25 protein-coding genes are annotated in these 21552 nt (G+C 58.7%); 1 reads left to right on the plus strand and 24 read right to left on the minus strand.

Features of this window, described 5'->3' with window-relative positions:
* Positions 1–48: 48 nt before the first annotated feature.
* The 21 genes from LOY43_RS20575 to LOY43_RS20675 all read right to left on the minus strand — a co-directional run bounded on the left by LOY43_RS20575 (position 49) and on the right by LOY43_RS20675 (position 17760).
* Positions 49–1053 (minus strand): substrate-binding domain-containing protein, encoded by a 1005-nt coding sequence (locus LOY43_RS20575; protein ID WP_258708663.1) that lies wholly within the window; start codon positions 1051–1053, stop codon positions 49–51.
* A gap of 136 nt (positions 1054–1189) precedes the next feature.
* Positions 1190–2008, minus strand: a complete 819-nt coding sequence (locus LOY43_RS20580; RefSeq protein ID WP_095048603.1) for an SDR family oxidoreductase — start codon at positions 2006–2008, stop codon at positions 1190–1192.
* A gap of 270 nt (positions 2009–2278) precedes the next feature.
* Entirely contained in the window at positions 2279–3154 is an 876-nt protein-coding gene (locus LOY43_RS20585) for an SMP-30/gluconolactonase/LRE family protein (RefSeq protein WP_258708664.1), read from the minus strand.
* Positions 3155–3286: 132 nt separating this feature from the next.
* Entirely contained in the window at positions 3287–4003 is a 717-nt protein-coding gene (locus LOY43_RS20590) for a FadR/GntR family transcriptional regulator (protein WP_095048605.1), read from the minus strand.
* A gap of 136 nt (positions 4004–4139) precedes the next feature.
* On the minus strand, positions 4140–4700 hold the full coding sequence (locus LOY43_RS20595) for a DUF1285 domain-containing protein (protein ID WP_053122580.1): 561 nt from the start codon (positions 4698–4700) through the stop codon (positions 4140–4142).
* Between the two features lie 15 nt (positions 4701–4715).
* Positions 4716–5321 carry a DUF4823 domain-containing protein gene (locus LOY43_RS20600; RefSeq protein WP_007908280.1) on the minus strand — a complete coding sequence of 202 codons (606 nt, stop codon included), beginning with the start codon at positions 5319–5321 and terminating at the stop codon, positions 4716–4718.
* 170 nt (positions 5322–5491) lie between these two features.
* Positions 5492–6460, minus strand: coding sequence for a GTP 3',8-cyclase MoaA (locus LOY43_RS20605; protein WP_220556707.1), 969 nt, complete (start codon positions 6458–6460; stop codon positions 5492–5494).
* A 137-nt stretch (positions 6461–6597) separates the two neighbouring features.
* Entirely contained in the window at positions 6598–7236 is a 639-nt protein-coding gene (locus tag LOY43_RS20610; protein WP_007908276.1) for a TetR/AcrR family transcriptional regulator, read from the minus strand.
* Positions 7237–7587: 351 nt separating this feature from the next.
* Positions 7588–8379, minus strand: coding sequence for a TatD family hydrolase (locus LOY43_RS20615; protein WP_095048607.1), 792 nt, complete (start codon positions 8377–8379; stop codon positions 7588–7590).
* A 14-nt stretch (positions 8380–8393) separates the two neighbouring features.
* Complete coding sequence (locus tag LOY43_RS20620; RefSeq protein WP_093435417.1) at positions 8394–8750, minus strand: PilZ domain-containing protein; 357 nt, start codon at positions 8748–8750, stop codon at positions 8394–8396.
* A 42-nt stretch (positions 8751–8792) separates the two neighbouring features.
* A complete protein-coding gene (locus LOY43_RS20625) occupies positions 8793–9776 on the minus strand; it encodes a DNA polymerase III subunit delta' (RefSeq protein ID WP_064120369.1) in 984 nt (327 codons plus the stop codon).
* Positions 9769–10401 carry a dTMP kinase gene (tmk, locus tag LOY43_RS20630; protein ID WP_095048609.1) on the minus strand — a complete coding sequence of 211 codons (633 nt, stop codon included), beginning with the start codon at positions 10399–10401 and terminating at the stop codon, positions 9769–9771. The genes LOY43_RS20625 and tmk overlap by 8 nt, the downstream gene beginning before the upstream one ends.
* A gap of 19 nt (positions 10402–10420) precedes the next feature.
* Entirely contained in the window at positions 10421–11596 is a 1176-nt protein-coding gene (gene mltG, locus LOY43_RS20635) for an endolytic transglycosylase MltG (RefSeq protein ID WP_095048610.1), read from the minus strand.
* A gap of 3 nt (positions 11597–11599) precedes the next feature.
* Positions 11600–12415: an aminodeoxychorismate lyase gene (gene pabC / locus LOY43_RS20640; RefSeq protein ID WP_258708665.1), complete on the minus strand. Its 816-nt coding sequence runs from the start codon at positions 12413–12415 to the stop codon at positions 11600–11602.
* Positions 12415–13659, minus strand: coding sequence for a beta-ketoacyl-ACP synthase II (fabF, locus tag LOY43_RS20645; RefSeq protein ID WP_093435430.1), 1245 nt, complete (start codon positions 13657–13659; stop codon positions 12415–12417). Before fabF ends, pabC begins: the two co-directional genes overlap by 1 nt.
* Positions 13660–13767: 108 nt before the next feature.
* Entirely contained in the window at positions 13768–14004 is a 237-nt protein-coding gene (gene acpP / locus LOY43_RS20650) for an acyl carrier protein (protein ID WP_003175607.1), read from the minus strand.
* Positions 14005–14200: 196 nt separating this feature from the next.
* Positions 14201–14944, minus strand: coding sequence for a 3-oxoacyl-ACP reductase FabG (gene fabG, locus LOY43_RS20655; RefSeq protein ID WP_034155354.1), 744 nt, complete (start codon positions 14942–14944; stop codon positions 14201–14203).
* A 16-nt stretch (positions 14945–14960) separates the two neighbouring features.
* Complete coding sequence (gene fabD, locus LOY43_RS20660; protein WP_258708666.1) at positions 14961–15899, minus strand: ACP S-malonyltransferase; 939 nt, start codon at positions 15897–15899, stop codon at positions 14961–14963.
* A gap of 122 nt (positions 15900–16021) precedes the next feature.
* Positions 16022–17032, minus strand: a complete 1011-nt coding sequence (gene plsX / locus LOY43_RS20665; RefSeq protein WP_095125201.1) for a phosphate acyltransferase PlsX — start codon at positions 17030–17032, stop codon at positions 16022–16024.
* A 4-nt stretch (positions 17033–17036) separates the two neighbouring features.
* On the minus strand, positions 17037–17219 hold the full coding sequence (rpmF, locus tag LOY43_RS20670; RefSeq protein ID WP_003179396.1) for a 50S ribosomal protein L32: 183 nt from the start codon (positions 17217–17219) through the stop codon (positions 17037–17039).
* A 13-nt stretch (positions 17220–17232) separates the two neighbouring features.
* Positions 17233–17760, minus strand: a complete 528-nt coding sequence (locus LOY43_RS20675) for a YceD family protein (protein ID WP_038364482.1) — start codon at positions 17758–17760, stop codon at positions 17233–17235.
* 105 nt (positions 17761–17865) lie between these two features.
* Here LOY43_RS20675 and LOY43_RS20680 point away from each other — a divergent pair, with 105 nt between their 5' ends.
* Positions 17866–18444: a nucleoside triphosphate pyrophosphatase gene (locus tag LOY43_RS20680; protein WP_258708667.1), complete on the plus strand. Its 579-nt coding sequence runs from the start codon at positions 17866–17868 to the stop codon at positions 18442–18444.
* An 86-nt stretch (positions 18445–18530) separates the two neighbouring features.
* On the opposite strand, the gene LOY43_RS20685 is transcribed toward LOY43_RS20680, so the two are convergent.
* Genes LOY43_RS20685 through rluC form a run of 3 tightly spaced genes read right to left on the minus strand, consistent with a single transcriptional unit; the run spans position 18531 to position 21153 of the window.
* Positions 18531–19520: a S49 family peptidase gene (locus LOY43_RS20685; protein WP_093435437.1), complete on the minus strand. Its 990-nt coding sequence runs from the start codon at positions 19518–19520 to the stop codon at positions 18531–18533.
* Between the two features lie 24 nt (positions 19521–19544).
* The gene (locus LOY43_RS20690; protein ID WP_099756910.1) at positions 19545–20207 is read right to left on the minus strand and encodes an HAD-IA family hydrolase; all 663 of its coding nucleotides are present in this window, start codon (positions 20205–20207) and stop codon (positions 19545–19547) included.
* Entirely contained in the window at positions 20194–21153 is a 960-nt protein-coding gene (rluC, locus tag LOY43_RS20695; protein WP_034155359.1) for a 23S rRNA pseudouridine(955/2504/2580) synthase RluC, read from the minus strand. Before rluC ends, LOY43_RS20690 begins: the two co-directional genes overlap by 14 nt.
* Between the last annotated feature and the right edge of the window lie 399 nt (positions 21154–21552).

Below are 21552 nucleotides of genomic sequence, written 5' to 3' on the forward strand. Positions count from 1 at the left end.
CACCTCTTCACACCGAAAAACGGCCCGGCTGCCCGGGCCGTCGCGGCATCAGTTCCACAGGCCGATTTTTTCCAGCTCTTGCTTGAAGTTCTCGCGGGTGATCAGGGTGACGTCGTCCATCGCGGTGTACTTCGGCGGTTCTTTGCCGGTGGTGACCCACTCGTACATCATCTCTGCGGTTTTGTAGCCTTCGATGTGCGGGCTTGGCAGCATCGAGCCGAAGAAACCGCTATTAGGCTTTTTCAGTTCGCCGATGGCGTCGGTGCCGTTGATGCCGATGCCGATCACGTTGGCCGCAGCAAACCCGGCGGCTTCGGTGGCGCGCACGCCGCCGAGCACGGTGTTGTCGTTCATGCCGCCGATGATCAGGTTTTTCGCCGCGCTTGGCAGCTTCACCAGCGCCGAGTTGGTGGCGTCCATGCTGCCCGGTACGTCGAGGGTTTTCAGCGCAGCGAACAGAATGTGGTCTTTCGGCATACCGGCGTCTTCAAGGGATTTCACCGAACCGTCGGTGCGCTTCTTGCCGGTATCGAGTTCGTTGTAGGTGTTGACCACCGCGTAAGTGTCTTTCCAGTCCCAGCTACGCTTTTTCGCTTCGGCGACCATGGCATTGCCCTGCTTCTGGCCGACTTCGAACGCGGCCATGCCGAGGTATGGCACGTCTTCCATGAACTTGCCGTTGGCGTCGACGAAACGGTCATCGACGGCAATCACTTTCAGGTCGTTGAGTTTGGCTTTGGCCATGATTGCCGGGCCGAGCGAGACGTCCGGCGGGCAAATCACAAAGCCCTTGGCACCGTTGGCAGCAAGACTGTCGATCGCCGAGAGGGTTTTCTCCCCGTCCGGCACGGCAATCTTGATCAGTTCAAAGCCCTTGTCCTTGGCGGCTTTCTCGGCGAAGGCCCACTCGGTCTGGAACCACGGTTCTTCCGCCTGCTTGACCAGAAAACCGATTTTCACGGTGTCGGCAGCGAGCAGGGCACTGCTCAGGCTGAACGCGGTGACCGCCAGGGCGGTACTGCACAGGGTACGAATCCCGAAACGACGTTTCATAAGCTGACTCCTTGTTATTTTTTTTGAGCAATGTTTGAAAAGCGTTAAAGCGTGTTCCTGCAAAATCTTCTGACAATAGTCATATCGTATGATGATTGGATTTCACACGGATTTATCCGCGTGAAAGCCACTGTGCTCAGTCGTGGTACATCACCGAGCGCCCACCATCGATGGTGATGCATGCAGCATTGATGAACGGCGCCTCATCGCTGGCCAGAAATACCGCGGTCATCGCCACTTCGAGCGGCTGACCGATGCGCTTCGGCGGGTGCAGATCGAAGGCGCGCTGACGCTCGGCGTGCGGGTCGGCGAATCCGTTCCAGTAGTCGACGTTCAACTGCGTCTCGATATAGCCCGGGGCGATGGCGTTGACGCGGATGCCCTTAGCGGCGTACTCAATGCCGAGCGCGCGGGTCAGGCCGAGCAAACCGTGTTTGGCCACCGGGTACGGAAAGCAGCCGGGAATGATGTGGCTGGAATGGGTCGAAGCAATGTTGATGATGCTGCCGACGCCCTGCTCGATCATCTGTGGCAGCACCGCTTTGCAGCCGAACCAGGCGCCGTCCAGATCAATAGCGAAGCAGCGACGCCAATCTTCTTCGGTCATGACCAGCGGATCACAGAACACGTTGACCCCGGCGCAGTTGACCAGCACATCGATGCGCCCGTGCAGCTCAACGGCGCGTTTGGCCATGGCATGCAGGTCGGGCTGATGCGAGACATCCGCCTTCAGCGCTTGCACGTCGTAACCTTGCTCACGCCAGTGCACGGCAACCGTTTCGACTTTTTCCGCCTGAATATCACTGATCACCAGTTTCGCTTGCTGCGAGGCGAACGCCGCAACAATGGCTTCGCCGATGCCTTGGGCGGCGCCGGTCAGCAGCACGACCTTGTTTTTCAGACGCTCGCCCCTCGGCGGCGCAGGCACCGGCGGCAGGGAAAGAGGTTCAGCCATGGATCAGGACTCCTGTTTCGCAAGCACAAAAAAACCGGGCATCTGCCGATGTCCGGTCTGGAAGGCGGTTGGAACGAAACAGGCATGCGCACGCGACAGCTTGGGGCCGTTGCGAGACGCGGACTCCACACGGGAGTGCGATAGACATTCGCTGCATCACTTCACCTGTTTTGTTTTTTTAAGTGTGAGTGCGTGTTACTGCTGGAGCCGACTATAAACCCGACTGCCGAATAATCTCAATATATAATTTTGCATCCCATATTTTGGGATTTAACCAGCAAACCGCGTACAGAGTTTTCCTGCAACATCCACGCGTATCGACAGCACTGCGCCATCCAATGGATGGTTGCTCGGGCTCTGGGCGCTGGTGATGAACAGGGTTTTCAGGTCTTCACCGCCGAATACACAACTGGTCGGGCGGCTGACAGGCAGATCGATCCTGCGGTCGACCTTGCCGTCAGGCGTCAGGCGCAGCAGGCAGCTACCGTCCCAGCGGGCATTCCATACATAGCCTTCGGCATCCATTGCTGAACCGTCCGGGCCACCGTTCTGATCAGGGCCGTACCAAGGAGTGGCCACATCAAGGTTGCCGTCGGCATGAATAAAATAGCGATACAGCGTGTCATCGAGACTGTCACCGAACAGGACTGTGGTGCCGTCGTCGCTCCACAGCAGCGTGTTGGGAATGCCCAAGCCGCGCAGCAATGGCGTAACACGTTTATCCGGATCTATGCGGAACAGGCCACCGGAGCGCTGGGTGATCGGCAGATCTTCGCCCTGCTCGCCGATGTTGTTTTGCATGGTGCCGAGCCACAGTCGCCCCTGAGCATCGCAACGCGCTTCGTTGGGGCGATTGCCCGGTTGCGGGTCGGCGACGCAGAACAGCGTCAGGCGTGGTTCGAGGCCCGGGGAATCTAGGTCGAGGCGATAGACGCCGCTGCTCAGGGTCACCAGTGCATCGCCGCTGGCGCAGGGGATGAACGCGGAAACGTGTTCGGGCATCTGCCAGATCTGCACGTTCTGGCCGATCAGACGCAGGGCCTGTTTGCCGGCGATGTCCACCCAGTACAACGCCTGCGTCGGTGCGTCCCAGAACGGGCCTTCACCGAGTCGGGCGCGGTGTTGGGTCAGGGCGGTCCACGGCATATAACGGTCTCCATTGTTCTTGTGATTTTCTGTAGGAGTGAGCCTGCTCGCGATGGCGTAGTGTCAGTTGACTTCAATGCGGCTGATATACCGCTATCGCGAGCAGGCTCACTCCTACAGGGGATCTGGGTGTTAGCCGGCTTTTTTGTCGGCCATGACTTTCGGGTAAAAACGTTTGATTGCCAGGTCGGCGTTGTCGATCAGGGTCATGCACGCCCACACGCCGCGCGCTGAATCGCGGGCGGCAATGGCATCCGCCATGTCTTTGTGAATCGGCAGCGTACGGCGTAGTTCATCGGGATCAGCGGCGGAGACTTCGAACGATACCGCCAGCAACGCACCGAGCGCCGGGACCATTTGTTCAATGAATTGATTGTGGCTGGCCGCGAGAATGCATTCGTGGAAGAACTGGTCAGCGCGGTTGTAATCGGTGCCGCTGTCGACCGCGCGCTCGAGGGCGTTGTAAGCCAGTTGCACCGCTTCGATCTGGTCCAGCGTCGCCCGCTCACATGCCCAGCGCACGGCCATCGGTTCGATGGTGCGGCGCAGGTCAAGCAAGTCATCGACAAAATTTTCCGGCAGGCCGTTGCGCGACAGCCAACCGACCACTTGCGGATCGAACAGGTTCCAGCGCCGCACCGGCAGCACGCGGGTGCCGACTTTCGGCCCGACTTCGAGCATGCCTTTGGCGACGAGGGTTTTGATTGCTTCGCGAATAACCGTGCGACTGACGCCGAGCTGTTCACCCAGATCGGCCTCGACCTTGATGGTCTGCCCCGGCTTGACCTGGCCAGCGGCGATCCAGCTGCCCAGCCAGTCGACCGTGGATGCGTGAAAGCTGCTGGACATGAACACCTCAAAGCGGGTCGCGATGGGTGATCAAGCTAATCATCATACGATTAGCTGTCAACGACAAAAAAGATCGCAGCCTTCGGCAGCTCCTACAGGTGTAAGCCATGTAGGAGCTGCCGAAGGCTGCAATCTTTTAAGGTTCGAGGCCGATGCGGAAGAACTCTCCGCCGCTCCATACACCGAGCCAACGCTGCCCGTCGATTTCACGGCTCACCGCCAGTTCCACCAGTTGATAGAACACATTGCGATGAATCAGCGCTTCAAGATTGGTACGCACATGCACGTAAGGCGCCGGCTCTTGGGTCGTGGGATCAATCTCGACGCGGATCGGATGCTCCGGCCCGGCCTCAGCGGTTTCATCAACGTTGGTGGTAAAGCGCAACAGCTGCGCCTCCCCTTCGCCTTCAACCTCGACCGCAATCGCCACAAACGGCGCGTCGTCGACCTTGATCCCGACCTTCTCGACCGGGGTAATCAGGAAGTAATCATCGCCGTCGCGGCGCATGATCGTGGAGAACAATTTGACCATCGGCTTGCGCCCGATCGGCGTGCCCAGGTAATACCAGGTGCCGTCGCGGGCGATGCGCATATCGATGTCGCCGCAGAAGTCCGGATTCCACAAGTGCACCGGCGGCAAGCCTTTGGTTTTCGGGATCTGTCCCAACAGGTCATTGGCTTTTTGCGGGCCACTCATGGCGTTCTCCTTGAATTATTGGTCGCCGACTCCCAACAGGCTGCGCGCGTACTGGGCCAGTGGCGGGCCGATCAGGTCTTCGGGCTTGCTGTCGTGGAACGTCAGTAAACCGCCACGACTCTTGATCCGTGCAGTATCAATCAAATACTGGGTGCTGGTCTCGATCAACATGATCTGAATCACGCCGCCGTCGATGCCGAGGCGATCCACCGCTTCTTCATCGAGCCACTCATCGGAGTTGCCGATGCGGTCGTCAGCCTTGGCGAAACGCGTGTACAGCAGATAGTGCGCACCGGCATCACGAGCTTCACCCATCGCCTGATCGAGGCCTTCCGGCGCGCGAGCACGGCGGACCATCGGGAAGTACTCGACGAAGCCTTTGAAGGCTTCTTCGGCCACCACGTTCGGGCGCGGGTAGGAACCGCCCGGCGGTGCGAACGCGCCTTGGGCGATGTAGATGAACGAGTCCGGCTGAATGCGGAAATTGTTCACGCGACGGCTGTCGCTGTGATCCAGCAAGCCCGCGTCGCTCATCTGGTAGCGAGTGCCTTCGGCCATATCGCTGACAGTCATACAGCCGCCAAGCGCCAAAACGGCCAGCAGCAAAACCAGGCTACGCATCCTATTCCTCCAGAGGCCGGTGACGGAAAACCGGCGAATGGCCGTTGGATGCAGCTTTTGCGCCAGCTCTGGTTCTTCGTTGATTGTTAGATCGTATTCGCGAGCAGGCTCGCTCCCACCAGTGGAATGCATTCCAAGGTGGGAGCGAGCCTGCTCGCGAAAGCGGTTGATCAGCCGCCGATAATTTTCATCACTGTCGCGCCGCCAGAGAACGCCACTTCCTGCTTGTCGCCCAACGCCTTGACCAGCAAACGCTGGAGCGCCGGCAGCGCCTGATGACGCGGCTTGTCGAGCAAATCGCCGACATAGTGACGGTTGCTCGACGACAGGCAGCCATGCAGCCAACCAGTCGACGACAGGCGCAAGCGCGAGCAGGTCCGGCAGAACGGCACGCTTTCGTTGGCGATCACGCCAAAGTTGCCCAGGCCAGGAATCGCATAGCGCACCGCCGTAGCGTCAACTGGCGCGTCGGTTTGCGCGTACTCGTAACGTTCGCCAATCAGCTGCAGCAATTGCTGCAGGCTGACGAACTGTTGCAGGAACGCATTGGAGTCCTTGGCCAGATGGCCCATGCGCATCAGCTCGATAAAGCGCAGTTCGTATCCGCGCTCCAGGCAGTAATCCAGCAGCGGCATCACCTGGTCGAGGTTCTGCCCGCGCAATGGCACCATGTTGACCTTGATCTTCATCCCCGCCGCTGCCGCTTGATCCATGCCGTCGAGCACCGTGGCCAGATCGCCGCCACGGGCGATGCTGCGGAAAGCAGCGGCGTCGAGGGTATCGAGGGACACGTTGATCCGGCGCAGACCGGCATCCACCAGCAGCGGCAGTTTTTTTGCGAGGAGTTGACCGTTGGTGGTCAGACTGATGTCTTCCAGGCCCATCTTGCCGACAGCGGTCATGAACGATTCGAGTTTGGGGCTGACCAGCGGCTCGCCACCGGTAATTCGCAGCCGCTCGATGCCGGCGGCTTCGATCAGATACGCCACGCCACGCGCCATGGCTTCGGCCGACAGTTCATCCTGCGCAGCCACCAACCGCTTGCCGTTCGGCACGCAGTAGGTACACGCGTAATTGCAGGCTGAAGTCAGACTGATCCGCAAATTGCGAAAACGCCTGCCTTGACGGTCAACGATCATGATCACTCCGGCGATAGAAAATCGAGCCGCTAAAACTTGACTCACAAATCAAGTTTTAGCAAGCCCTATGCCTGAGTATATTCCTGCGTTACTGCGTCATGTAGCGAAATCATGGCGCAATAAGGCGGCTGAATGGCTCAGCTGCTTGGCGTTTCCGGGTCACGCTTGCGTTTGTTGCCCATGCGCACGCCAATGTCCATCAGGAACTGGAAGAAACCTTCCTGATCTTCCAGCACATTGCTCCAGAACGGCGAGTGATACAGCGCAACAGCGCCGTGCACCAGCGCCCAGGAGGCGCAGTAGTGGAAGTATGGCGGCACGTCTTCGAGCTTGCCTTCGCTGATACGGCCCTTGATCAGCAAGGTCAGGCGTTCGAAGTTCGAGGCACGGATCTTGTGCAACTCCTCGACCATTTCCGGCACCTGATTGCCTTTGACGACCTTCTCTTCGAGACGGTCGAACAGGCGATAACGCTGCGGGTCGCGCATGCGGAATTCGAAGTAGGCGCGGGACAGCGCTTCCTTGTCCTTGTCGACATCGGCCGAATGCAGCAGCTCGTTCAAATCGCGCTCGTAATCAAGCATGAGGCGCAGATAGATCTCGGCCTTGGATTTGAAGTGCTTGTAGATCGTGCCTTTGCCGATACCCACGGCATCAGCAATCATCTCGACGGTGACACTGTCTTCACCTTGGTCGAGGAACAGCTTGAGCGCGGTATCGAGAATTTCTTGCTCGCGGCGACGAAACTCACGGACCTTACGAGGTTCTTTGTGCATAAGAAAAGGTCTGAAGGGTCAAAATTCGAAGCCGCGTATTATGCCTAACTTGCGCAAAAATGCACGGATCATCCGACCATATCTGTGTTTCATGTTCATTTTGAGAACGTTTTGGGCGCAATGAGAACTCAACTGAAGCGAACGTATTCCAAATTTGTTTAAAAACCCCGACCGGCTAACTGGACTGCACGCCAGACTGATCAATACTTGAACTGTCGGGCGACATCTCCCCCAAGTGTCGCGCCGATAAAGGTACCAAGGGACCGCGTGCCTTTGTTTTACTCCTAATGGTCTTAACCCGGATTCACCCCCCAGAACCCGGGTTTTTTTTGCCTGCGATTTGGCTAAGGCCTACAGGGCAGATTTAACACTGGCCAGCGGGAACAGACGCTTGAAGTTTTCGGTGGTCTGCTCAGCAAAATGTTCGTAGTTCTCTCCGCGCAACATCGCCAGGAATTCCGCCACTTCGCGCACGTACTGCGGCAGGTTCGGCTTGCCGCGATAAGGGATCGGTGCCAGATACGGTGAATCGGTTTCCACCAGCAAGCGATCCGCAGGGACCTTGCTCGCGACGTCGCGCAACGCATCAGCATTGCGGAACGTGACAATACCCGACAGGGAAATGTAATAACCCATGTCCAGTGCAGCCTTGGCCATGTCCCAGTCTTCGGTGAAGCAATGCAGCACACCGGCCTGAGGCAACGCCGCTTCGCGCAGCAATTCAAGGGTATCGGCACGCGCGCCACGGGTGTGGATGATCACCGGTTTGCCGGTCTGCTGCGCCGCTTGCAGGTGCAGACGAAATGACTCCTGCTGCAGTTCGGCAGCTTCCGGCTCATAGTGATAATCGAGGCCGGTCTCACCGATCGCCACGACTTTCGGGTGATTGAGTTCGTGCAACAGCCAGTCCAGCGCTGGCGCCGCACCGGGTTGTACATCGAGCGGATGCACGCCGACCGAACAATCGACATCGTCATAACGCTCAGCCAGGGCTTTGACGTCGGCGGCGTTATCGGCACTCACGCCGATGCACAAGAAGTGCCCTACTCCGCGCTCACGGGCCGCATCCAGTGCAGCATCCAGCGAGCCGTCATGGGCGGCGAGGTCGAGGCGATCAAGGTGACAATGGGAATCTACAAGCATAAAAAGACGGCTACTTACATCGTATGAGTGGGACGGTCGGATTTAAGCGCTCCGGCCAGATGGGTTTCGATGCGACTGCGCGCCGTGTTGTCGCCATCGTTGAACTGTACGCCGACACCGGCAGCACGATTGCCTTGCGCCCCTTTGGGGGTGATCCACGCGACCTTGCCGGCCACCGGGATCTTCTCGGCCTCGTCCATCAGGTTGAGCAGCATGAACACCTCATCGCCCAACCGGTAACTTTTGTTGGTCGGGATGAACAAGCCACCGTTCTTGATAAACGGCATATAAGCGGCGTAGAGCACCGACTTGTCCTTGATGTTCAGGGACAAAATGCCGTTGCGCGGCCCTGGGCTGACGGATTCATTCATGTTGACCTCCACTGCTGATGTTCAGAGTCTAGGTACACATTCTTATCTTTGACCAGGCAATCCCGCCCATTGCACCAACAACGCTTCCAGCAGCAAGGCCGGATTGAGGTTGGCTTTGCTCATGACCTTCTGCCGCTGGGCGAGAATCCAGTCCTGAATCTCGAGGACTTTGCCTTGCGCACTTTTCTGCGCCAGGTACTGCACGACTTTGCGCATGTCGGTCAGGCCGAGGCCGGCTTCATCCTGAGTCAGTTGATAACGCAGGATCAGGCTCGACCAATCGCAGAACCAGTCAAACAGACGCAGCATCGGAATGCTTTTCCACTCCTCAGCCAGTTGCGTCGGCGATTGCTGCTGCTTGAGCAACTTCTTCACGCCTTCGACCACTTGCGCGCGCTGCTCGCGCACGCCCTGGGATTGCAGACTGACGGCCATCAACGGCGAGCCGGCGGCCAGCGTCAGCAGTTCGACACGTTCGTCTTCGGAGCAGTCCGGCAGCGCCTGAGCCAGCCATTGCAGGCTCATCGCCTCGCCCGGCAGCGGACAGGCCTGCTGCACGCAACGGCTCTTGATCGTTGGCAGCAAGCGGCTGGTCTGGTGGCTGACCAACAGCAGAACGGTATCGCCGGAAGGCTCTTCAAGGCTCTTGAGCAAGGCGTTGGCGGCATTGATGTTCATCGACTCGACCGGCTCGATCAGCACCACTTTGCGCCCGCCCAGTTGCGCGGTCTGCACCACGAAGCTGACCAGATCGCGGACCTGATCGACCTTGATCGCCTTATCGGCTTCTTCCGGTTCGAGAATGTAATTATCGGGGTGACTGCCGGCCTTGAGCAGCAGGCAGGATTTGCACTCGCCGCAGGCTTGCGGCGTCGGCCGCTGGCACAACAGGCTGGCCATCAAGCGTTCGGCCAGCGCACGTTTGCCGATGCCGGCCGGGCCATGCAGTAGATAGGCGTGGGCGTGCTGTTTACGCCCGGCCAGTTGCTGCCAGAGGCTGTCCTGCCATGGATAGGCCTCAGCCACGGGCCAGCTCCAGCAAATTCGGAATCAGGGTATCCAGCGATTGTTGAACCTTGGCCAGTGGCTGACCGGCATCGATGCGCACATAGCGCGCGGGATCGGCTTCGGCGCGCTTCAGAAACGCATTGCGTACAGCCTCGAAAAACGCCCGGCCTTCCAGTTCGAAACGATCCAGACGGCCACGGGCACTGGCGCGGGCCAGGCCGATTTCTACCGGCAGATCGAAAATCAGCGTCAGATCCGGACGCAGGTCGCCCTGCACGAAAGTTTCCAGTGTGGCGATGCGCTCCAGCGACAAACCGCGACCGCCGCCCTGATAGGCGTAAGTCGAATCGGTGAAACGATCACAAAGCACTACCGCCCCCCGGGCCAGCGCCGGTCGAATCACTTCAGCCAGGTGCTGAGCGCGCGCGGCGAATACCAGCAACAACTCGGCGTCCGGGTTCATGACCTCGTCGGCCGGCGCCAGCAGCACGTCGCGAATCCGCTCGGCCAATGGCGTGCCACCCGGCTCGCGGGTCAGCACCACTTCGATACCGGCGGCGCGCAGGCGCTCGGCAAGGTATTCGCGGTTAGTGCTTTTGCCGGCGCCTTCCGGGCCTTCCAGGGTAATAAACAAGCCAGTCACAGGCAGTCCTTAATCAAAGTCATTGCGTGTTTTGTGGGGCGGCAGCTTCTGGAGCCGGCGCAGATTCCTGAGGCGCAATTTGTGGCAACGATTCCGGCGCTGTATCCGGAGAGGCAGCGGGAATCGCCTCTTCAGGAGCGGGAGCGGTTTCAGGCGTTGTCGCCGGCGCAGGGCTGGAACGGTAATCGGCACGGCGTTTGAGCTGGTACTCACGCACCGCATTATTGTGCGCATCCAGATCATCGGAGAACACATGGCTGCCATCGCCACGCGCAACGAAGTACAGGCTGGTGCCATCCACCGGGTTCAGCGCCGCATGAATTGCTTCGCGCCCGACCATCGCAATCGGTGTCGGCGGCAGGCCGGGAATTACGTAGGTGTTGTAAGGCGTCGGCTCTTTCAAATGCGCCCGAGTCAGCTTGCCGGTGTAGCGATCGCCCAGACCATAGATGACGGTCGGGTCGGTTTGCAGCTGCATGCCCAGCGCCATTCGACGTACGAAGACGCCGGCAATCTGCCCCCGTTCCTGCGGCACACCGGTTTCCTTCTCGACCAGCGACGCCATGATCAGCGCTTGATAGGGTTCGCTGTACGGCACATCGGCAGAACGACTTTCCCACTCTTTCGCGAGCACTTCATCGAGGCGATCAAAGGCTTTCTTCAGCAGTTCGGCATCGGACATGCCGCGCACAAAGCGGTAAGTGTCCGGGAAGAAACGGCCCTCCGGGAACAACCCTTTATGACCAATCTTCGCCATGACGTCGCTGTCGCTCAAACCGTTGAGGGTCTGCTCGACCTTATCGTCTTTGGCCAACGCCGCGCGCACTTGATGGAAATTCCAGCCCTCGACCAGCGTCAGGCTGTACTGGACCACTTCACCGCGCTTCCACAAGTCGATCAGACCGTTGACGGTCATGCCCGGCTGCATACGGTATTCGCCGCTATGGATCGGTGTACCGGCGAGATTGAAGCGCCAATAGACTCGCAACCAGAATGCGTCCTTGATGACGCCATCGGTTTCGAGGGAAAGGAACGTACGGGTCGGAGTGGAGCCTTTCGGCACATCCAGCAGTTCTTCCTGCGTGATGTTCAGAGGCTGTTCCAGTGCGGAGTGAATCTTCCAGGCGCTGGCGCCCATCAACAGCCCTGCCAGAACCAGTCCGGTTTCCAGCAGCAGCAAAAGTTTACGTCTCACAAATCAGGCATCCAGTAGGGCGCGGGCAATGGTTTGCAGTTTACGGGTGAGCGGGCCAACCGGCCAGCTCAGTGCAGCGTAGGCGCGTACCGGCCAGACGCCATACACGCTGTTGCAGACAAACACTTCATCGGCCCATTGCAGCTGTTCGAGGCTGATGTCGGCGATCTGCGTGGGAATGGCCAGTGACTCGGCCTGAAACAATATTTCGGCGCGCATCACACCGGCAACGCCGCAGCGTTTCAGATCCGGCGTGATCAATACACCGTCGCGCACCAGAAACACATTACTGAACACCCCTTCGATCACTCGACCGGCTTGATCAAGCATCAAGCCTTCGGCGTGCTCGCTGTCCTGCCATTCGGCACGGGCGATGACTTGTTCCAGTCGATTGAGGTGTTTGAGTCCAGCCAGTAAAGGCTGTCTGGAGAGTCGCGTGTTGCACGGAAACAGGCGAATGCCTTGTTCAGTATGCACAGCGGGATAAGCTGCCGGAGGATTGCCTTGCAGAATACGTCGGCCAGGCGCCGCCGGATCAGGTGCATAACCGCGCAGACCGTCGCCACGGGTGAGGATCAGCTTGAGTACACCCTCGCCCATCGCTGCCGCATAACTCAGCAGCTCGTGGCGAACCCGTTCAATATCGGCGGCGATGGCCAGACGCGAACAGCCATCGGCCAGACGCGTCAGGTGCCGATCCAGCAGGATCGGCTGTCCAGCACGCACGGCGATGGTCTCGAACAGACCGTCGCCGTAAGCCAGGCCGCGATCTTTCAGCGACAGAGCGTCAGCCGGTTGACCGTCGACCCAGCTGTCCATCAGCCTGCGAACCGACGGAACGCCAAGGTGCCGTTGGTGCCGCCAAAACCGAAGGAGTTGGACAGCACGACATCGATGTCCATGTTGCGCGCAGTGTGCGGCACGAAATCGAGATCGCAGCCTTCATCCGGCTCATCGAGGTTGATGGTCGGCGGTGCCACTTGGCTGTTGATCGCAAGAACGCTGAAGATCGCTTCAACCGCGCCCGCCGCACCTAACAGGTGACCGGTCATCGATTTGGTCGAGCTCACTGCCAGTTTGTAGGCGTGATCACCGAACACGGTCTTGATCGCATTGGCTTCGGCGAGGTCGCCGGCCGAAGTCGAAGTACCGTGAGCGTTGATGTATTGCACTTGATCGGCGTTGATCTTCGCATCGCGCAGCGCGTTGGTGATGCAGCGTGCTGCACCGGCGCCGTCGGCAGGTGGCGAGGTCATGTGGAACGCGTCGCCACTGGTGCCAAAGCCGATGAGTTCAGCATAGATGGTCGCGCCGCGCGCCTTGGCGTGTTCCAGCTCTTCGAGAACCAGTGCACCGGCACCGTCGGACAGGACGAAACCATCACGGCCCTTATCCCATGGACGGCTGGCGCGGGTCGGTTCGTCATTGCGGGTCGACAGCGCACGGGACGCGCCGAAGCCCCCCATGCCCAGACCGCATGCGGCCATTTCGGCACCGCCGGCAATCATCACGTCGGCTTCGTCGTACATGATGTTGCGTGCCGCCATGCCGATGCAGTGCGTACCGGTGGTACATGCAGTGGCGATGGCGTAGTTAGGTCCCTGTGCCCCCAGGTGGATGGACAGGAAACCGGAAATCATATTGATGATCGAGCCAGGTACGAAGAATGGCGAGATTCGACGCGGGCCCGTCTCATGCAGGGTACGGCTGGTTTCTTCGATGTTGGTCAGACCGCCGATCCCCGAACCCATGGCCACGCCAATGCGTTCACGGTTGGCGTCGGTGACTTCCAGACCAGCGTTGCGTACAGCCTGAAAGCCGGCAGCGAGACCGTACTGAATGAACAGGTCGAGCTTGCGCGCTTCCTTGACCGACAGGTATTCCTCGACATTGAAGCCCTTTACCGAGCCGCCAAAGCGGGTGGAATAGGCAGAAAGGTCGGTGTGTTCGATCAGACCAATGCCACTGCGGCCAGCCAGAATGCCCTGCCAACTGCTCGGCACATCCGTGCCCAGTGGCGACAACATACCCATACCGGTGACTACGACGCGTCTACGCGACACAGCACTCTCCTTTTTCAAATGACGATTTTGCATCAGGCCTAAAGAAAAAACCGCACGCCATGATGGCAGTGCGGTTTTTCCATGACAGCAAACAACGATTACAAACTATTACGCCTGGTGGCTAGTAACGTAGTCGATTGCAGCTTGTACAGTAGTGATCTTCTCAGCTTCTTCGTCAGGGATTTCGGTCTCGAATTCCTCTTCCAGAGCCATCACCAGCTCAACGGTGTCAAGGGAGTCGGCACCCAGGTCTTCTACGAAGGAAGCAGTGTTGACCACTTCTTCTTCTTTAACACCCAGTTGCTCGGCAACGATTTTCTTGACGCGCTCTTCGATGGTGCTCATACCTTGTTTTCACTCCTAATGGACAAATTCAGGCAGCTGGCCAGTGGGTAAGTGTATAGAAAGACTTTTCAGTTTTTCAACTGAAAGCTTCACTCCTCAAACCCTGCAGCCCTCTGCCTATAAATAGATTGCAGCTTTATAACGGATTTTAGACAGCTCGTATGACATTTTTTTGAAGCAATCCGTCACATTTTACTTACATGTACATCCCACCGTTCACCGGGATTGTAGCCCCAGTGACGTATGCCGCACCGTCGGATGCAAGAAAAGCGACCACAGACGCGATCTCTTGAGCTTGCCCCAGACGACCCAGCGGAATCTGCGTCTGCAAGGCTTCACGCTGTGCTTCAGGCAGTTCGCGCGTCATATCGGTGTCGATAAACCCTGGGGTTACCGAGTTGACCGTAATCGAACGCGAACCGACTTCACGCGCCATTGCACGGCTGAAACCTTCCAGACCGGCCTTGGCGGCTGCATAGTTTACTTGGCCTGCGTTGCCCATGGCACCCACCACCGAGCCAATACTGATAATTCGACCCCAGCGCGCCTTGGTCATACCGCGCAGAACGCCCTTGGACAGGCGATACAGACTGTTCAGGTTGGTATCGATTACGTCGTACCACTCGTCGTCTTTCATGCGCATCATCAGGTTATCGCGGGTGATGCCGGCATTATTGACCAGGATTGCCACCGGCGCACCGAACTGTTCCTGAATACCCGCCAGCACTGCACTGACCGATTCATCGCTGGTGACATTGAGTTCGAAGCCGGCGCCCTGAATACCGTTTTCCTTCAGGGTCGCAGCGATACGCTCGGCGCCCGAAGCGGAAGTCGCGGTGCCAATGACGATGGCGCCCTGACGACCCAGCTCCAGTGCGATAGCCTGGCCGATGCCGCGGCTTGCACCGGTGACCAGTGCAACTTTACCTTGCAGACTCATGCAAGTTTCTCCTGATTCAGGCTTGCGCTGCGCGAGCGGCAGCGAAAGCGTCTGGGGTATTGAGGTTGGAAGTCGCCACGCCTTCGGCGCAACGTTTGTTCAGGCCGGCCAGGACTTTGCCCGGGCCGCACTCGACCAGATTGGTCGCGCCTTTGGCGGCCAGGGTCTGTACCGACTCGACCCAGCGCACTGGCTTGTACAGTTGTTCGAGCAGATCACGCTTGAGGGTTTCCAGATCGGCCGGCACTTGTGCGCTGACGTTCTGTACCACCGGGATCTGCGGCACCTGCCAGTCGATGGCAGCAATGGATTCGGCGAAGCGCTCAGCGGCCGGACGCATCAGCTCGCAGTGCGACGGCACGCTCACCGGCAGCGGCATGGCACGCTTGGCGCCACGCGCCTTGCAGCCTTCGATCGCGCGCTCGACGGCAGCCTTGGCACCGGCAATGACCACTTGGCCCGGCGAGTTGAAATTGACCGCGCTGACCACTTCACCTTGCGCCGCTTCGGCGCAGCCAGCCAGCACATCGGCATCTTCCAGGCCGAGGATGGCAGCCATGCCGCCCTGCCCGGCCGGAACAGCTTCCTGCATCAACTGACCGCGACGCTCGACGAGCTTCACCGCATCAGCCAGTGTCAGGCTGCCAGCAGCAACCAGCGCGCTGTATTCACCCAGGCTGTGACCGGCAACAAAGGCCGGACGCGCACCACCTTCCGCCAGCCACAAACGCCACAGAGCGATCGAAGCGGTCAGAATGGCCGGTTGGGTTTTATCGGTTTGATTGAGCAGCTCTTCCGGGCCCTGCTGGGTCAGCGCCCACAGGTCATAGCCCAGAGCCTCAGAGGCTTCTTTGAAAGTTTCGAGGATCAACGGATATTCCGCGCCCAGCTCGGCCAGCATGCCGAGGGACTGCGAACCTTGTCCTGGAAAGACGAATGCGAGGGAAGCAGACATGTAACAAGCCCCTAATGATCTTGTCGTCGGAAAATGGCGCCCCACTGGGGACGCAAGAAACTGACAGTTGGATGGCCCTTTGAACCGGGCGGTCACATTTAAGCATTGTCCGACGAAAACGCCTAAGACAACAAATCCTCCAGACGACCATGGAGACGCTCGGGAAGATTTTCCTGAATCTCGATCAGCGCACGGGAAATAGCACTCTGAAAGCCCTGAACACCGGCCGAACCGTGGCTTTTCACCACGATACCCTGCAAGCCGAGAAAGCTTGCGCCGTTATGTCGCGCCGGCGCCAGATCCGCCTGCAAACGCTTCATCAGCGGCAACGCCAACGCCCCCACGACACGAGAGGCCAGATTTTTTTTGAACAGCGCCTCGATACGCGCAGCGATCATCGTCGCCAGACCTTCGCTGGACTTGAGCAGGATGTTGCCGACGAAACCATCACACACCACAACATCCGCCTCGCCGCGATACAAACCGTCGCCTTCGATAAAGCCGATGTAATTGATGCCACGGGCAGCCTGCAACAGCGTCGCAGCCAGCTTGACCTGCTGATTGCCCTTAATGTCTTCGGTGCCGATGTTCAGCAGCGCGACGCGCGGGCGATGGATGCCCAGCGTCTGCGCCGCCACCGAGCCCATTACCGCAAACTGCAGCAAATGCTCGGCGCTGCAATCGACGTTGGCGCCCAGATCAAGCAACTGGCAATAACCCTTCTGCGTCGGGATAGCCGCCACCATTGCCGGCCGATCGATACCGGGCAGCGTCTTCAGCACGAATCGTGACAGCGCCATCAACGCACCGGTATTGCCGGCGCTGACACAGGCCTGAGCCTTGCCGTCACGCACCAGCTCAAGGGCGACACGCATCGACGAGTCCGGCTTGCCACGCAAGGCCTGGGTCGGTTTTTCGTCCATGGTGATGACTTCGCTGGCCGCAACAATCGTCAGGCGCGCGCGATCGGCAGCCGATTGGCCGTGGATCAATTCTTCAAGAAGGGAGGGTTGACCGACGAGGGTCAGGTGCAGCGAGGGCGTAGCAGACAGGCAAGCAAGGCTGGCCTGAACAATGCTGCGGGGACCGAAGTCCCCGCCCATTGCGTCAATCGCGATGACTTGAGCGGACAAGTGATTACTCGTCAGCGCCCTTGTCGATCACTTTACGGCCACGGTATACGCCTTCTGGCGATACGTGGTGACGCAGGTGAACTTCACCAGTGGTTTTTTCTACAGACAGGGTGCTAGCCTCGAGAGCGTCGTGCGAACGGCGCATGTCACGGGCAGAGCGGGATTTTTTGTTCTGCTGAACAGCCATAATTGATTAACTCCTAAACGTTTGGGTCACGCTTTAACTGCGCCAATACACTGAACGGGTTGGACCGCGTTACCTCGTCCTCGCTCGGTTCGGGCTCATCTGCTCCCGCCGGCTGCTGGCATTCTTCCGGATGATGAGCAGGCACAATAGGCAAGGCAAGCAAAAGCTCTTCCTCGACCAGTGACTGCAGATCCAATGGATCTTCGCCCAGTTCCAGCACGTCATAACCTTTCGGTAACGACTGGGTATTCGCACCCTCCTTCACTACAGCGTAACTGCATTCGCTGTGGATCGGCAGGGTGACCAGCTCAAGACAACGCTGGCAAACCATTTTGACCTCGGTGTCGATAAAGCTGTGGATCACCACAGATTTACGTTCATCTCGTTCAAAAACGAATTTCGCCTGCACCGTACCGACATCGTCGGAAAGCGGGTCGCAGAGTCTCTTCAAATCGGCCAGCAGCAGTTCACCTTGAAGGGTGGTGCCACGGTCAGCCAATTTGCGCGGGTCAACGTGAGGTGGAATCGGGTCATTCAACATAGGCGCAGCATTATAGGGATGCACCCACCCATGTCAAAGGAAATTGTGCCCTGTCCGTCACTTGCGTGCCTCCGCTAGAATTCGCACCTGCCTCAGGAGACGCGAATGCTGCCTTTATTACTCGCTTCAAGCTCGACCTATCGTCGGGAATTGCTCGCCCGCCTGCACCTGCCGTTCGTCTGCAGCTCGCCGGATATCGATGAAAGTCACCGCCCGGGCGAATCGGCGATCGAACTGGTCAAGCGCCTCGCCGAACAAAAAGCCCGGGCATTGGCTGACAGCTATCCCGCCCATCTGATTATCGGCTCGGACCAGGTTGCCGTGCTCGGCGAGCAGATCATCGGCAAGCCGCACACCTTTGAGAAGGCGCGCGAGCAACTGATGGCCGCCAGTGGCGCCAGCGTGACATTCCTGACCGGCCTTGCGCTGCTTAACAGTCAGACCGGCCAGTGCCAGGTCGATTGCGTGCCGTTCACCGTGCACATGCGCCAACTCGATGAGGCGCGCATTGAGCGCTACCTGCGACTGGAGCAACCCTACGATTGCGCGGGCAGCTTCAAAGCTGAAGGACTGGGCGTGAGCCTGTTTCAATCTACCGAAGGCCCTGATGCCACCAGCCTGATCGGACTGCCGCTGATTCGCCTGATCGACATGCTACTGGTTGAAGGCGTACAGATGCCTTAAAGCAAAAGATCGCAGCCTGCGGCAACTCCTACACCGATCTCTGTAGGAGCTACCGCAGGCTGCGATCTTTTGATCTTTACAACGAACTAACGCAACGAAGGTCCGTGGAAACCCATCCACATCGCCAATTGCTCTGCCACGCTGGCACCGAGCTTCTTCGAGAAACGATCGAACGGCGACTCCTGAACAGTGAAGTCGACCAGCTCTTTCTCGCCAATCACATCACGCGCCACCGAACTGGTATTGCCCAGACCATCGATCAAGCCCAGCGGCAGCGCTTGCTCACCCGACCAGACCAGCCCGGAGAACAGCTCCGGATGCTCTTTGTCTTTCAGACGATCGCCACGGCCCTGCTTGACGCTGTTGATGAACTGCTTGTGCGTGGTGTCCAGCACCGTTTGCCAGAACGCCGTTTCATCAGACTTCTGCGGCTGGAACGGGTCAAGGAACGACTTATGCTCGCCCGAGGTGTACGTGCGACGCTCGACACCCAGTTTCTCCATGGTGCCGACAAAGCCGTAACCGGCCGCCGTCACACCAATCGAGCCAACCAGACTCGCCTTGTCGGCATAGATCTGATCCGCCGCACTGGCAATGTAATAAGCACCGGAAGCGCCCAGATCGGAAATCACCGCGTAAAGCTTGATCTCCGGATGCAGACCGCGCAGACGCTTGATCTCGTCATACACATAACCCGATTGCACCGGGCTGCCGCCAGGACTGTTGATGCGCAGGATAACGCCTTTGACCTTCTTGTCCTCGAACGCCGCCCGCAGGCTGCCAACAATGTTGTCGGCACTGGCGGGCTCTTTGTCGGCGATCATGCCGGTGACGTCGATCAACGCGGTGTAGTTCGGCCCGCGCGTGGCGCTCTTTTCCATGTCCATCAGCGGCGTGAACAGGATCAGCGCCACAAACAGATAAACAAACGTCAGCAGCTTGAAGAAAATCCCCCAACGCCGCGAACGACGCTGTTCCTGAACACCAGCCAGCAGAGTCTTTTCCAACAGCTTCCAGCTTTTTTCGTCACCGCCGTCGGCACTTGCCTTGGCCGGTGCTTTCCATTCGTCGGTCATGCCATCCACCCCAGCAAAAACGTATTAGGCCTGCTTCCCCAGCCAGGCATGCAATTCGGAAAAACGGTCGATCGACAGACGTGGCTCGAATTGTTGCAGCGATTCGATCGATTGCGCGCCATAACTGACCGCGACCGAATCCATCCCCGCATTACGCGCCATCAACAGATCGAAGGACGAATCGCCGACCATCAAGGCCTGCTCCGGGCGCACACCACAATGAGCAAGGATCTGCTCCAGCATCAGAGGGTGCGGCTTGCTCGCAGTTTCATCGGCAGCGCGGGTGATATCGAAATAATCTTCCCAGCCATTAGCCTTGAGCACTCGATCCAGTCCGCGACGATTCTTGCCGGTCGCCACCGCGAGGTGATAACCCTGCTCGCGAAAGGACGCCATCGACTCGACTACGCCTTCGAACAACGGCGAAGGCACAGCTTCTGCGGCGATGTAGTGATCGGCGTAATACTCGCGAAACGCGGTCATTTCGGCGTCACTGATCTCGGGATACAGCGTGCGAATCGCCTCGGGCAAGCCCAGACCGATAATGCCTTTGACAGCAAAGTCGTCGCGCAACTCGAAACCGGAGCGCCCGGACGCCGAATGCATGGCTTCGACAATCCGATGAATGGAATCGGCCAGGGTGCCGTCCCAATCGAAAATCAGCAGTTTGTAATCAGATGGGCGCACTCAATCGCTCCACGGTCTTGGCCCACATTTCATCGACCGGCGCCTGCAAGGTCAGCTTGCCGCCATCGGGCAGCGGCACGGTCAGCATGTAGGCGTGCAGGAACAGGCGCTTGCCGCCCAGATCACGGATTTCCTTGGTGAAATCCTCATCGCCATACTTGCTGTCGCCAGCAATGCAATGACCGGCATGCAAGGTATGCACGCGAATCTGGTGGGTGCGACCGGTCACCGGTTTAGCCTCGACCATGGTGGCGAAGTCACCGAAGCGGCGCAGCACTTTGAACATGGTCAGGGCTTCTTTGCCCTCGTCATTGACTTCGACCATGCGCTCACCGGAACGCAGATTGCTCTTGAGCAATGGCGCGCTGACTTTCTTGATCGAGGTCGCCCAGTTGCCGCGGACCAGCGCCATGTAGCGCTTGTCGACGCCATCGCCGCGCAATTGCTCGTGCAAGTGGCGCAACATGCTGCGCTTTTTCGCGATCATCAGCAGGCCGGAGGTATCACGGTCGAGACGGTGCACCAGCTCCAGCTCTTTGGCATCGGGACGCAACTGACGAAAGGCTTCGATCACGCCGAAGTTCAAGCCACTACCGCCGTGAACCGCAATGCCGGCGGGCTTATTGATCACGATCAGGGCTTTGTCTTCGAAGACAATCGAAGCTTCCAGGCGCTGCAACAGACCCTGCGCCAGCGGCACCGGCTCATCGCGCTCAGGCACGCGAACCGGCGGCACGCGCACGATATCACCGGCCTGCAGCTTGTATTCGGGCTTGATCCGACCTTTGTTCACACGCACTTCGCCTTTACGCAAAATGCGGTAAATCAAGGTCTTGGGCACGCCTTTGAGCCGGGCGAGGAGAAAATTGTCGATTCGTTGGCCGGCATACTCCGGCGAGACTTCAAGCAATTGAACGCCTGGAGTCGAAGGGGCAGTAGTTGTCATGCCGCGGATGATAACAATTTTTATGGAATTGAAGCACTTAATCATTGCTGCTATAGTCGCGAACGCCGCCAAAAGCGGCCTGGACAGAGGAACCACGGTCAAAAACCGGCCCTGACCAACGCAATTCACCAGGACGCGAGGCCGTCCTACGGGGCTTTCGCTACGTAACGGTGGAGTTTGCAGTTGTAACAAGCGCAGGTGACATGAGGCCTGAATTACACCGTCGAGCAGAGTTTTTACTCGCCTGACAGGCACACATTCAAGGCCAGTTCACAAAGTGCAGTCAGCTACAGATGACCCCGAGCGAATGCTTCGGAAACAACGCCTGAATTAGCCATGATGCGTGACCTCCCCTTTCGGAGCTCACGGTAAATGCCAACCCGCTGCGGATTCTGCGCG

It is taken from the genome of Pseudomonas sp. B21-041 (genome assembly GCF_024748675.1).
In the GTDB taxonomy this organism is placed as follows: domain Bacteria; phylum Pseudomonadota; class Gammaproteobacteria; order Pseudomonadales; family Pseudomonadaceae; genus Aquipseudomonas; species Aquipseudomonas neuropathica.